This is a genomic window from Sedimenticola selenatireducens (assembly GCF_963675335.2).
In the GTDB taxonomy this organism is placed as follows: Bacteria; Pseudomonadota; Gammaproteobacteria; order Chromatiales; family Chromatiaceae; genus Sedimenticola; species Sedimenticola selenatireducens.
Genome location: NZ_CAXXYC010000003.1, coordinates 852,753 through 865,906, shown reverse-complemented (window position 1 = coordinate 865,906; position 13,154 = coordinate 852,753). Strand labels below are relative to the sequence as shown.

Here is a 13,154-nt window from a genome sequence, read left to right as displayed (position 1 = left end):
GCCACACCGTTTCCCGGCACTTATTTCAACGCTGCAAGCGCCGCCTCGTAGTCAGGTTCATCGCCGATCTCAGGCACCAGTTGGGTATAGGTAACGGTACCGTTTTCATCGACCACCACCACGGCCCGACAGGTCACCCCGCGCAGCGGACCGTCGGTGATCAGCACCCCATAATCCTTGGCGAACTGCTGATCATGCATCAGCGACAGCGTGACCACGTTCTTGAGTCCCTCGGTCTCGCAGAAGCGCCCCTGAGCAAACGGCAAGTCGGCAGAAATCACCATGGCCACCGCATCATCACGCGCGGCGAACGACTCGTTGAACCTCTTGGTGGAAATGGCGCAGGTTGGTGTATCCAGGCTCGGTACAATATTGAGCAGCCGCTTCTTGCCTGCAAAATCAGCCAGTCCCACATCGGCCAGCTCCTTGTTGGCCAGGGAAAATTCAGGCGCCTTGCTACCGACCGCCGGGAGCTCGCCACTGGTGGAGACAGGGTTTCCGTGTAAGGTTACTGTTGCCATGTTAATTCTCTCCTTTGCTGGTTGGGTTACTGGTACTTTGCTGCACGCTTGACCAGTTTATCGAGGTCTTTCTCATTTGGATTCCAGGGTGTGCCAGGATGCAGACAGCCTGCGGTACACTTCTCCGCCGCCTTGACGATATCCTTGAACGGCGCCCCTTTGGGATCAATGACAACGGCCAGTTTCTGATCATTGTACTTGAACACGTTGGGTGCAATATCGGTGCACTCATCACAGGCGGTACACTCCGGGGTCTCGATCCAGACCGGTTCATAGTCAGCAGGCGCAGCAGTGCTGGGAGCCGAAGCGCCATTACCACCACTGGACGACGCCGGCAGGTCCGCCAATGCTGAAATATCTCCGTTGTTGGCCAGGGCCAACAGGCTGGAGGTAAGTTTCTGGGCCATTTCGGCCTTGGCGCGATTGGCGATCTCAACCTCATCCACCACTTCACCGACACCGGCCAGGGAACGCAGCTGATACCAGAAATTACGCCGTTCCTCACAAGAGAGGACGATCTCCTGGGAAACCAGTACCCGCATCAGGCGGCTCTTTTTGTCCACCGCCCAGATATAGGGATACTGGCCTTCCCGATCATCATCATCCATGTCGAGGAACTCGTGCAATGGCACCATGTCGTCGTTCCAGGCATCCTGCGGCACCGAGCGGAAGTGCTTGCGGAAGCGGCCCTCGCTGAAGGCGAAGTCGGCAAAGGTGACCGGCAGCTCCATCCTGGACTCCTTGCCATTCTCATCCTGGTAGTTGAGCTGGTAGGTTGGCCAGTCGGCATGCATGGCCGGGTTACCCTCCACGCTGGAGCACTCGCTGAAGGTAACACCGGCATCCGGGTCGTAGCGGAACAGCGGGTAGGCGCGCGACTCCAGGGCCAGCTTGGCCTGGTGCTCGGAGGCGTCGTCCGCCACTCCATGCTCCGGCTGACAGGTGGTGTAGATATTGAACATGGCCGGACGGCGGCTGTTAAGGCCATCAATGAAGCCTTCCAGCAGGTGGGTGACATTGGCCTGAGAGCTCTGCAGCACGAAGCTGGTGCGATGGGCCATGCCGATCACGCCCATCTCCTTGCGGATCTCGGTCTTGCCTTTCCACGCCTTGCCGTAAGGTGCCATGTCCGCCACCTGGCCGATAAAGCCTGAAGTACAGGACTGACCACCGGTGTTGGAGTAAACTTGGGTATCCAGGATCAGCACCTTGATCGGCGTCCCGGAAGCCAGGGCGCGGGAGAGGTTCTGGAAGCCGATATCGTACATGGCGCCATCACCACCGATTGAGACTACCGGCGGACAGAGCAGCCACTCCTCGTCGCTGAACGACTTCCAGTCAAAGTAGGTGAAGAAGTCGTCATGCACATCCGCATCATATTTACCTTCCAGCTCCAGCTTGGCCTGGCGGATCACCTTGAAGCCCTGGGCCATCTTGGCCATGTGACCTTCGAAGATACCCATGGCCACCGAGGGGCTGTCCTGGAACAGGTGACTGGTCCAGGGGAACGGATAGGGATTGAACGGGAATGTCGATCCCCACACCGAGGTACAACCGGTGGCGTTGATAATACCCATAGTGGCGCGTCCCTGATTGGTATTGCCATCAGTATAGAGCCATTTCAGGTGGCGCAGCTTTTCCAGCAGCTGGGTGGCCCATTTGAGCCACTTCGGATCGACCGGTTCCACCACCTGCCCCTCCGCCAGAGTAGCGGAGAGATTGGTCAGGGTCAGGTCACTGTCCTTGTTTTCTTCGACCGCCTCGTTGATGGCGGCGGTATTGGAGAGATCCATGCCGGCGGCCAACTTCAGGCGGATATGAGTCTCCAGCCGGTTGATCAGGTCATCCAGTTCGGCGATATGCGCCTTCACCCGTGGCTGCATCAGGGCGGTGGCAGTACCGGTAAACAGGTGGATGGCGGTCTTCTCGCCGCAACCCAGACAGGCACCGTCACCGGATACCATGGACTGGTAGTTGGTCTTGTCCAGCAGCAGGGTCTCCAGCGCACCAATCTTTTCGTTCAGATCATCGATACGGATGAAATCTGCATTGGTAGTGGGCAGATCCATCCAGAATTTCCAGTCCTGCTGCAATTTCTCGACTGCGGCCTCGGTCTGCAATTCGACCACCAGTGCGCCGTCGTCACAGACATCGACACACTCCATACAGCCCTTGCAGGTGTAGGGATTGACGGTAATGGAGAACAGCCCACCGGAGCCTTTGTTCTTCTTCTCCCGATTGCTGTAGTAGGGTTTAGTGACCGAGAACTCGAAACCGCCGATGGATTCCAGGAACAGTCCGAATTCACGCTCCAGACCGGCCTTTTTGGTCTCATCCAGCTCTGATTCGGCCAGCACTTCCAGTACCGCCTGATCCAACAGCCTGGAGACCACGGAGGCCTCACCCTGGGCGTCGATCAGAGCGCGCAGTTTCTTCTCCACGTTGCGGGTTTCACGTCGCAGATAGAGAGTCGGTGTACCCCTCTTCTCAATCCGTTCGATGGCGGTATTGAAGATATCGCTGATGGTATTGACCAGCCCCGGAATGGCACTGTCGGGACAGGCGGTGTAGCAATCACCACAGGCCGTACAGTTCTCCGTGATGAACTTCGGATAGTCGAAGCGGATCTGGGTCATGTCACGGAAGATGCCGGTAGCCGCCGGGATCAGGCTGGTGGCCATGAACGGATCAACCAGGTTTTCCGAACCCTTGCCACTCATGTAGAAAGAACCGGTCTGCTCCCAGAAACGATGTACGTCGGAAAGCCGGCCGTCACCCTGGGGCAGCTCCTGCAGCATCACAGGGATCTTCGCCGCCTTACGGATATCCTGCTGGGTCAGGCCGACCTGCTTGTTGGTGATCTCGCGGATCTCGTCGAAACCGCGCCGCACCACCCGCAGGTTGTCGGTGACCACGCGCTCGCCCTTGCCGCCAAACTTGTCACGCAGCTGTGTCTCAATGGCGTCAAACAGACCCTGCTCGGTCAGGTGTGCCCGTTCCAGCAGTGGCGAGGCGGCAAAGAAGGCTCCCTGGAAGGCGTTACCCTGCATGCGGAACTGCAGCTCCGCATCGGACGCCTCCTCCTTGGCGATCTTGAATCCGTCAACGAAGTAGACATGGATATTGTGATCAACAATGTATTTCTGATACATCGTCGGAATCTGTGCCCACACCTCGTCCTCGGTTTCCAGATGGCTCTGAATGATGAAGAAGCCGCCCTCTTTCAATCCGTACAACGGATTAGAGTGCAGAAACACGTTCGGATCGGGCGAAAGCACCACATCCACATAGTGATATTCGCAGTTCAGTCGAATCGGCTCGGGAGCGGCCGACAGGTAATAGGTGGTCGGCTGACCTTTCTTTTCAGAACCGTACTTGGGATTGGCACGGATATCGTAACCGAGCAGATCATACAGGGTCATCGCCAGGTTCTTGCCGGTGGTGATGGCACCCCAGCCGCCTACCGAGTGCATGCGCACCGTGATCGCACCCTTGGGCAGCAGGTCGGGATTCTCGCTGCCACGGATAGCCATCTCGCCAATATGGGGATAGGCATCCAGCAACTCCTGTTGACGGATCTCCGCCTTGGGATCAGTCGCTTCCCGAACAAAATCCACACCCAGATAGAAGAAGCGGCGCTTCTTGCCGTCCGGCAGCATGTTCTCGATCGCGCCAATCAGTCCTTCCGGCTGCAGATCACGCGAGCCCAGACCGTAGGAGCCGGAATAGAGCGCAGGTGCTTGGCCCGACTTATAGGAGGCGTATGTGGCATACGGGGGATCACCCGCAGTGATGCCGTTCTCGATGCACTTGGTCAGGGCAGCACGGATTTCGCGGATCAGCGGCAGGTCTTCCGCCAACGGTTGATCGGTACGCTCCAGCACCACCACGCCCTTGCGCCCCTTCAGCACCTTGCCGATCAGATCGCCCGGGAACGGCCGGTACATGGTGACATTGAGCACGCCCACCTTCAATTTGCGGGTCTCGCGCAGATAATCTGCCACCACTTGCGCCTGCACGATCATGGAGCCCTGACCGGCAATCACATACTCGGCGTCGTCCATGCGGTACTGGCCAACCCGGTTGTAGCGTCGTCCGGTCAATTCGTAATATTCATCCATCACCTGATCGGTGATGCTGGAGATGTGATTGAAGAAATAGGGGCGCTGCGCAGCGACCGCCTGCATGTAGGCGTCCTGGTTCTGCACCGAACCGGAGAGCATGGGGTTGTCCACGTCCCAGATCTCCGGGACACGACGGCGTTTTTCACCGTAGATCATCTTCTGCGCCGGTGTCGGGCAGCTGATAATGTCGTCGGGCCGACCACAGAATTCTTCGATCAGTTCGCGCTCCGGCACCATCACAGGCTCGATCAGATGCGTAGTCAGGAAGCCATCCTGTGCCACCGCAGCCGGGGTCAGACTCAGCTCGGCGATCTTGCGGCCAATCAGGTTCAGGTCCGCCGCCTCCTGGGCGTCTGCGCCAAATACCTGGAAAAAGCCGGTGTCATCAATACAGTGGTAGTCATCATGACCACAGTGCACATTGAGTGACGCCTTGGTAATGGCACGGGTACCGATATTCAGCACATAGGGAAGGCGTTTGCCGACTGCCGCATAGAGCGACTCGTGCATGAATGCCACGCCCTGTGCCGAGGAGAAATTGGTCGCGCGCAGTCCAGTCATTGCCATACCGGCGGTCACCGCGGCGGCGGCATGTTCGGATTCCGGTTCGACGAACACCAGCGGTTTGCCAGAGACGTTGATATGACCCTGGGCCACCTCTTCCGCCCAGTACTCACCCATCTGTGTGGAGGGGGTAATCGGATAAGCACCGGCAGCATCGGATGCCTCCCGCTCGCACATAATGACAGCGGTATTGCCATCCATTGCCATGCGGATGCCGGGATACTTAAACTGCTTTTGCTCTTTTTTACCGAACATGGACACTTCCTCTTCTGCTACATTTCGGGAACAGCCATCTCTGTTGGCAGCCCAACTGATGAAACTTCAACTACCCGATGGGCAGCATCTCTTTGCGGATAATCTTTTTGGCGTCTTTACCCACTTGATAACCGCCCTGCTTATCAAACCAGACAATAGCGCCCGTCGGGCAGCGCTCTATCGCCACCCGGGATGCCAAATCATTTTTGCTGTAATCAATCACCGCCAGGTTGTTTCTGATTTCGATCAGCCCTTCCGGCGAATCCACTGCACATCGCTCACAGGCGGTGCAGATCACCTCGCACTCGTTTTCAGCTTCTTCACCTTTCTCCAGATTTTTGCAGGCGACAAACAACTGCTCATTAATGGAGTGGAGTTCAAACAGGTCCTTGGGACAGACCTCGACGCAGTCGTTACAGGCAGTACAGAGATCTTCATTCACCACCGGCAAGCCGTATTTATTCATACTAATGGCAGCAAAATCACAGACGTCGGCACAATCCCCCATGCCCAGACAGCCCCAGGAACAACCCTTGCCACCACCGGAGACCAGCGCCGCCGCACGGCAGGAGTTCATACCGGCATAGCTGGCGCGGATGAATGCCACGTGACTGCCACCAGCACAGGCAAGCCGGGCAACACGTTTCTCTTGCGCACCCAGATCCACGCCGAGATAATCGGCAATCAGCTCATTGGTCTCTTTGGAATTGACTGTACATTGGGCGGGTTCAAAAGTGCCGTCGATCAGGCCTTCAGCAAATGGACGGCAGCCCGGGCTGCCACAGGCGCCACAATTGGCCCGGGGCAGGAGATCTTCCACATCATCGATACGAGGGTCTTCGTAGACAAACAGGCGCTTGTTGGCAAGCACCAGAATGGATGCGAGTACCGAACCAAGTACGGCCATAAAACCAACGGATAAGGCTATGCTGGTGATATCGGTCATTTATTCGGCCCTCAAGCAAAACTACAATTTATTGCCGTATAAAAAAATATAACGGTTTCAAGTTATACTATTTTTTTCCTTTTGATTTCAATCAGATGAATCCTTTTCACTTGAAACTATCGCACTCATTATCGCAAGTGCAGCAAAGTGTAGTGTAAATTGTGGTATTTGACAGGCCAATTATTTCAATGCTTACTATTAACATCAGCAATAAAGTAACCAGAGAGCACCATGGCATCGCCCGCCCCGATCTACTACAAACAGAACAGACTCAAACAATTACGCGCTTTTTGTCATGCCGCCCGAACCGGCAGCATCAGTGAAGCCGCCGACAAGGTTTTCCTCAGTCAGCCGACTGTTTCACTGCAGATCCAGGCATTGGAGCGGGAACTTGAAACCGTTCTGTTCGAGCGCCGTGGACCTAAAATACGACTCACTCCGGAAGGCAAAATCCTGTTTAAGCTCTCCCAACCTCTTGTCGAGGGCATGGATAAACTGCATGAAACCTTCATCGCGCAACAGGGGCTTCTTGAAGCCGGCGATCTGAATATCGCGGCGGGCGAATCCACTATCCTGTATGTACTGCCCGAGCCGCTGAAACAATTCATGGAGCAGCATCCCAAGATCAGGGTCAAACTGCACAATGTAACTGGCGGACGGGACGGCCTGTCCAGGCTGCGGGCGGATGAGGCGGACTTCGCTGTCGGCTCAATGCTGGACGTACCCGATGACATTATCTATAAACCGTTAGTCACCTACTCTCCTGAACTGATTGTTCCGATCGGCCACCCCCTGGCAGAGAAAAAAAGTGTCACATTGAAGGATATCGTTCCCTACGGACTAATACTTCCACCGCCCAGCCTGACCACCTGGCGTATGGTCGATCTGGTGTTCCGTCAGCATGAACTCAAATTCAAGACCGGCCTGGAAGCCGGTGGCTGGGAAGTTATCAAGAAATACGTTGAACTTGGCATGGGGATCTCAATTGTTACCGACGTCTGCCTGACAGGCGAAGAGAAACTGGTGAAAATCCCCCTGAATGAATATTTTCCCAAACGAACCTACGGCATTGTGCTGCGCCGCGGCAAATATCTCTCGCCCCAAGCGAAACGTTTTATTGACATGATGGAGGCCTGTTACGATGGCGATGTGGCTGACGCAACAACCGATGCAGTAATCTAAATAAAACATCAAATATGTATTATAACAAACTGTATTTAAAGACGTTTTAAAAGAACAAAAAAGCGACTCTCATCGTCATTAACCGAGTGGCATCTGTGTATATTTAGTCCTTGACTAGTGAACAAACCACGTGGAGAATGAAGCGAGTTAACGTAGATTACTGGTATCGGATAGTTTAACTATTCAGAGCAGGACAGAACTCGTATATGACCTTGGTTATCGGGTAGATGGAAAAGAATCTAGTCACGCTAGGATTTTCTCCATCTATCTGGAAGAGATAGGTGGTCGCACGATCACACACCGGCAACATACAAGTAGGGCCAGTGTTTTTTGTAATGCCAATAAAATTTGGCGCTGTTATATAGTACGAGGGTTATATGTCTGATTTAGTTACCGGTGTCGTTAAATGGTTTAACGATGACAAGGGATTCGGTTTCATTGAGCGCGAAGGCGGTTCTGATGTTTTCGTTCACTTCCGTGCAATCAATGGCACTGGTCGTCGCACACTGGCCGAAGGGCAAAAGGTCACGTTTGAAGTGACTCAGGGCCAGAAAGGTCCCCAGGCTGAAAACGTAACTATCGTCTAAGCTACTGATATCCGTTCACCGGAAGCGTGCCTAACGCTTCCGGTGAACCAATTGAGTACACTGGTTTTTGTTGGACGCACGGATGTCTGCTGGTTCGGTTGTGCCAAAAAATCCTGCTATCCTACCTCCGCCTTGCTGCACCGGACCCGGGTAATAGCCGTTTTACTGACCCAGCGTCAGGTTTACTTCCAGTTGCTTGTCCCCAAACAGAATCCTCCGACGCAACAGTGTCAGTCTGGCGTCGTCCCCCGGTTTTTTCTTGAGCAGTTGTATCCGCAAGTCATTCGGAGAAGCAACCACCTCCCCGTCAAATGCCAGAATAATATCATCGCGCTCCACACCGCCAAGTTCGGCGGCACCCTCTTTCAAAACTCCACTGACCAGCACCCCATTGTCCGCTTTCTCCATATATATCCCCATTACGGCCGCCGGCGGCAACTCGGCCGCTTCGGGAAAAAGCATGAAATCAGCGATGCCCGGCTCAATCTTCAGATCACCGCCCGGAAGCACCACTGCCGATGATACCTGCTGACGCCGCTGTATCCGGTTGGGAATGCCCGAACTGTGCATCAGGTGTCCGCTACCAGCCAGGATCACCAGCTGTTTTTGTGGCTGTTCCATCAGATAAGCGGCAGCCCTTTCGGCCATCCCCTCATCCCACAGCAGTTGCACCTGCAGAAACCGTTCAAAGTCCTGACTGATCTCTTTACCGTGCTGATTGAAAATCTGCTTAAGCCGGTCAGTATATGCCTGATCCGAGTAATCAATATCGGCGGGAACCTGACCCCGCTCCTCTTCACTGAGCGATTTCAGACCTGCCTTCGAAACACGTCTCGTAATCTCACGCGGAACATTCAGGGCGATCACTGGAATGCCATTTTCTTTTGCGAAATTCAGGATGGGTCGGTAAAAACGATAATCGTAGACCCAGCGTTCGTACCATTCCGTCTTTCGAAGCATTTCTGCTTCGGATATTTTTCCGGCAATGTAATCGTCCAGATACTGCTGATAGGGTTGTTGAAACATCTCCATCCCGATCGCCAGATCGGCGCCGGATTCATAGAGCGCCTCAATAACCGCCAACTGGGCCCGGTGGTGCGCGTAATTATCGTGTGACTCACCCACATAGACCACGCGCCGTGTTGCCAGCACCGGTGTCAAGGTTTTCAGATCCAGGGCCTGATGCAGGTCCAGCACAGTCGCAACCGCCGGGCGAGCCTCTTCCTGCTTGCTTGTTTGTTTGTCCGGGTGATAATCATGCCCACTGGCACTGCGCTGATTTACGGCGGCGTTGCCACAAGCAACCAGAAACAGCGACGAGAAGATCAGAGGAAGGGGCAAGGGACATCGTGTTATAACCATAACCGGCTCTCTTTGACTACAAGACATGCGATCAGACATAAAATATTCGGATTGATTCAACCGAGGTAGATAAATTGCGCATCACGCTCCGTCACGCACCTCTCTTGGGAACTTGCAAGAGTTATATTATCAGACGAATAACACTCCTTCTGCTGCTGTTAGGTTCTGCCCCGGCCTTTTGTATTGACACAAATCAGCTGGTGCATCATCAACTGCAGATAGAGATCCTGCCTGAACAGGGACGGCTGATCGCAACAGACCAAATCAGCCGGCGCACGGCTGATAGCGAGGTCGAATTCCTGCTGCATGCCGCGTTGACACCGGTCCTGCTTGACAGTGACGCAACCCTGATCACCGAAGAACTGCTGGATGGGCCGGTGCCGATTCGACGCTACCGGATTCGAACCTCAACTCCCAGAAAAGATTTTTCCATTGCCTACCAAGGCACCATTTCACACGAATTAACGAACGAGGGAGAACGCAGCAGCACCCGCCAATCCACACCCGGCCTGATCTCAAAAAACGGTGTCTTCCTGGCCGGGACCAGTTATTGGTACCCCCAGACCGGTAGCTCACCGGTTAGTTTTCATCTGCAAGTAAAACTGCCGGAGGGCTGGCGATCAGTCAGCCAGGGAAGTCATATCTCCGGCCACAGCGGCTGGCAAGAGCAGCATCCCCAGGAAGAGATCTACCTGATCGCCTATCCTTATCATCATTATCAACAGCAGGCGTCGGGACATCTTGCCGAGGTGTACCTGCGGCAACCAGACCCCGATCTCGCCAAACGCTATCTCGATGCCACCATTGAGTATCTCACCCTCTATGAACGACTGCTGGGTCCCTACCCCTACGCCAAATTCGCCCTGGTGGAGAACTTCTGGGAGAGCGGCTACGGCATGCCCTCATTTACCCTGCTGGGGCCGCAAGTCATACAACTGCCGTTTATCATTCGCACATCTTATCCCCATGAAGTGCTGCACAACTGGTGGGGCAACGGGGTTTACGTGGATGTTTCATCAGGTAACTGGAGCGAAGGTCTCACCACCTATCTGGCAGATCATCTGTTGAAGGAACAAGAGGGCAATGGCGCCGGTTACCGCAGAACCACCCTGCAGAGCTACACCCACTATGTAGCGAGTCAGGACGACTTTCCATTGATCCGGTTTCGTGGCAATCATGGCCAGATCAGCCAGTCCGTAGGCTACGGCAAGACCCTGATGCTGTTTCACATGTTGCGGATGGAACTGGGAGACCAGCAGTTCCTCCACGGCCTGAGGCTGTTCTATCGCACATATCAATTCAAGGCGGCCGGTTTCGATGAGTTGCGGGATGCCTTTGAATCAGTCTCCGGTAGATCATTAAGGCGGTTTTTCAGCCAGTGGCTGACACGCACCGGCGCGCCGATACTAAAGCTGGCATCGGCCGAAACATCCGTCACACCGCAGGGCTACCGCCTGAAAGTCCGCATTGAGCAGACACAGCCGGAGACGCCGTTTCAACTCCATGTCCCGCTCTTTGTTCATTTTGCCGAGAGTGAGCAGGCGGTTCCCTATATCCTTGAGATGGACGAGCGTGCCGCCACGCTGGTGATCGATTCCGAGACACGGCCCCTGAAGGTCAGTGTCGATCCCCTGTTCGATCTGTTCAGGCGACTCGACCCCAGCGAGACCCCCAGCAGTCTGGGACAACTGTTCGGGGCAAAACAGCTGTTCGCAGTCGTACCTGACGCTGCAGACGCGGCGACGCAACAGGCCTATATGCGACTGATCAAACAGTGGCAACAGCGGCAACCTGGCCTCACCCTGCTGCGGGATAGCGCCATCCAACAGCTGCCGGATAGCGGGCCGGTTTGGATTCTCGGCAACAACAACCGCTTTGCCCACCTGTTCGAGCCACTACTCGCGCAACAAGAGCTGATCGGCAAATCGGGTACGCTGGCACTGACGCTGTCCCGGACACGGGGAAACCGGCAGACATTCGGCTATATTTCGACAGACAATCCGACCGCCCTGGGCGGCCTGGCAAGAAAATTGCCCCACTACGGTCGCTACAGCTACGCCCTGTTCAATGGCGATGAGCCCGTCATCAGCCGACGGGGCGAGTGGCGCCTGACTGACAACGCCTTATCCGTTCTTCTGGGGCCGATTATCGAAAAAGCGTATCCGCAGATTCCCGATCATCTGCCACTGGCCAGGGCCAGCGAGTAGCCCGTGGGCCGCTATTTTTTGGGTTTCCTGGCCAGAACGCCGAGTGACAACTTGCCTTTTCCGAACCGCTCCGTTGCATTATCCAGCATCGAATAGAGGCGCCGCTCCCGCTCATCATTTTCCCCGGAAGCGAACAGGTCCAGGTTGGCATCCCCACCTTCCCCCCATTCCGAGGCACCCAAACCGATCAACCGAACGGGCCGATCAACGAAGGACGAGGTGACAAACAGTTCCCATGCCACCCGAAACAGGGTGGCGTCCAAATCACCGGCGACCGGGAGACGACGCTGCCGGGTATGGGTCTCAAAACCACCCAGTCGCAGTTTGAGAGTTACCACCCGGCATTTCAGCCCCGCTTTGCGCAGGCTTCTACCGACCTCCGAGGCAAGACTCCTCAGAGTCGCCCTCAGTTGATCCTGGTCGGATATATCCTGATTGAAGGTGGTCTCTTTCGAAATCGACTGCCGACCGCCCTGCACACCCACCCGGTCGGATGAGACCCCCCGTGCCTGGCGATAGAGACTACCCCCCATCTTTTCACCGAAGTAACTGCTGAGCAGATCCAGCGGCATGGTACGTAGCTGCCGTACGTTTTTAATGCCCAGATGCTGGACCGTCTTCAGGGTGCGTGGTCCAACTCCCCGCAGGTTGGAGAGTGGCATCGGATCAAGAAATGTCTCTATCTCTTCCGCTGCGACGACGATCAATCCATCGGGCTTGTCATGTTCTGAAGCCAGCTTGGCAATCAGTCGGTTAGGGCCGACACCAACCGAACAGCTCAATCCGGTCCGCTGCCAGATTCGCTCCTTGACCAGCCTGGCTATTGACCGGGGCGGACCGTACAGCCGCTCAAGACCCGAAATATCCAGGTAAGCCTCATCCACCGAAACCGGTTCTACGACTGGAGAGACGCTCTCCAGCACCTCCAGCACCTGACGTGACGCCTCCGCATAGCGCGGCATATCCGGTTTGAGATAGATGGCGTCCGGGCAGCGCCGGTAAGCCTCGGAGATCGGCATGGCGGAACGGATGCCGAATACACGCGCCTCATAGGAGCAGGTGGAGACCACGCCCCGTCGGCCAGGCTGGGCCCCGACCACGACTGGCCGGCCACGGCATTCCGGCCGGTCACGCTGCTCTACCGCAGCAAAAAAGGCGTCCATATCGACATGCATGATCCATCTGATGATCGGTCCTGTCATGGTCACGGCGTGGCCCGGGTAAATTTATCTCGATCCAAGGCCGATCCATAAAGCGCGCCGGCCACTACGACATGGATTGTAGCGCGCCGCTCTGTCCGGGAAAATGTTACCAGCCCCCGTTGGCGGGCCGTGTATAGGAAAAGTGGCTAGATTACGCAGAGTTGGCTTACAATGCTGACACAGTCGGTTCGATCAGAACAGGCG

The 13,154-nt window shown here is 55.5% G+C and carries 8 protein-coding genes; 3 read left to right on the top strand and 5 right to left on the bottom strand.

Annotated features, from left to right (window positions below; all coding sequences use genetic code 11):
- Positions 1-20: 20 nt before the first annotated feature.
- The 3 genes from tpx to ACHZBF_RS07685 all read right to left on the bottom strand — a co-directional run bounded on the left by tpx (position 21) and on the right by ACHZBF_RS07685 (position 6,371).
- On the bottom strand, positions 21-521 hold the full coding sequence (tpx, locus tag ACHZBF_RS07695) for a thiol peroxidase (RefSeq protein WP_029132383.1): 501 nt from the start codon (positions 519-521) through the stop codon (positions 21-23).
- A gap of 26 nt (positions 522-547) precedes the next feature.
- Complete coding sequence (locus ACHZBF_RS07690; RefSeq protein ID WP_321528113.1) at positions 548-5,464, bottom strand: 2-oxoacid:acceptor oxidoreductase family protein; 4,917 nt, start codon at positions 5,462-5,464, stop codon at positions 548-550.
- 70 nt (positions 5,465-5,534) lie between these two features.
- Entirely contained in the window at positions 5,535-6,371 is an 837-nt protein-coding gene (locus tag ACHZBF_RS07685) for a (Fe-S)-binding protein (protein WP_321528112.1), read from the bottom strand.
- A gap of 270 nt (positions 6,372-6,641) precedes the next feature.
- On the opposite strand from ACHZBF_RS07685, the gene ACHZBF_RS07680 reads away from it, so the two are divergent.
- Together ACHZBF_RS07680 and ACHZBF_RS07675 are read left to right on the top strand one after the other, a co-directional pair.
- A complete protein-coding gene (locus ACHZBF_RS07680) occupies positions 6,642-7,592 on the top strand; it encodes a LysR family transcriptional regulator (RefSeq protein WP_029132380.1) in 951 nt (316 codons plus the stop codon).
- 377 nt (positions 7,593-7,969) lie between these two features.
- The gene (locus ACHZBF_RS07675; RefSeq protein ID WP_029132379.1) at positions 7,970-8,179 is read left to right on the top strand and encodes a cold-shock protein; all 210 of its coding nucleotides are present in this window, start codon (positions 7,970-7,972) and stop codon (positions 8,177-8,179) included.
- A gap of 162 nt (positions 8,180-8,341) precedes the next feature.
- Here the strand turns inward: ACHZBF_RS07675 and ACHZBF_RS07670 are convergent, their stop codons facing one another.
- Positions 8,342-9,541, bottom strand: a complete 1,200-nt coding sequence (locus ACHZBF_RS07670; protein WP_321528111.1) for a ChaN family lipoprotein — start codon at positions 9,539-9,541, stop codon at positions 8,342-8,344.
- A gap of 200 nt (positions 9,542-9,741) precedes the next feature.
- Between ACHZBF_RS07670 and ACHZBF_RS07665 the strand changes: the two genes are divergently transcribed.
- Positions 9,742-11,748 carry a M1 family metallopeptidase gene (locus ACHZBF_RS07665; protein WP_321528110.1) on the top strand — a complete coding sequence of 669 codons (2,007 nt, stop codon included), beginning with the start codon at positions 9,742-9,744 and terminating at the stop codon, positions 11,746-11,748.
- Positions 11,749-11,759: 11 nt separating this feature from the next.
- On the opposite strand, the gene dinB is transcribed toward ACHZBF_RS07665, so the two are convergent.
- A complete protein-coding gene (gene dinB, locus ACHZBF_RS07660; RefSeq protein ID WP_321528109.1) occupies positions 11,760-12,950 on the bottom strand; it encodes a DNA polymerase IV in 1,191 nt (396 codons plus the stop codon).
- Positions 12,951-13,154: the final 204 nt, after the last annotated feature.

Excerpts from the sequence above, each read along its gene's own strand:
- tpx (WP_029132383.1), bottom strand. The coding sequence starts at position 521 with ATGGCAACAGTAACCTTACACGGAAACCCTGTCTCCACCAGTGGCGAG.
- ACHZBF_RS07690 (WP_321528113.1), bottom strand. The coding sequence starts at position 5,464 with ATGTTCGGTAAAAAAGAGCAAAAGCAGTTTAAGTATCCCGGCATCCGC.
- ACHZBF_RS07685 (WP_321528112.1), bottom strand. The coding sequence starts at position 6,371 with ATGGCCGTACTTGGTTCGGTACTCGCATCCATTCTGGTGCTTGCCAAC.
- ACHZBF_RS07680 (WP_029132380.1), top strand. The coding sequence starts at position 6,642 with ATGGCATCGCCCGCCCCGATCTACTACAAACAGAACAGACTCAAACAA.
- ACHZBF_RS07675 (WP_029132379.1), top strand. The coding sequence starts at position 7,970 with ATGTCTGATTTAGTTACCGGTGTCGTTAAATGGTTTAACGATGACAAG.
- ACHZBF_RS07670 (WP_321528111.1), bottom strand. The coding sequence starts at position 9,541 with ATGGTTATAACACGATGTCCCTTGCCCCTTCCTCTGATCTTCTCGTCG.
- dinB (WP_321528109.1), bottom strand. The coding sequence starts at position 12,950 with ATGACAGGACCGATCATCAGATGGATCATGCATGTCGATATGGACGCC.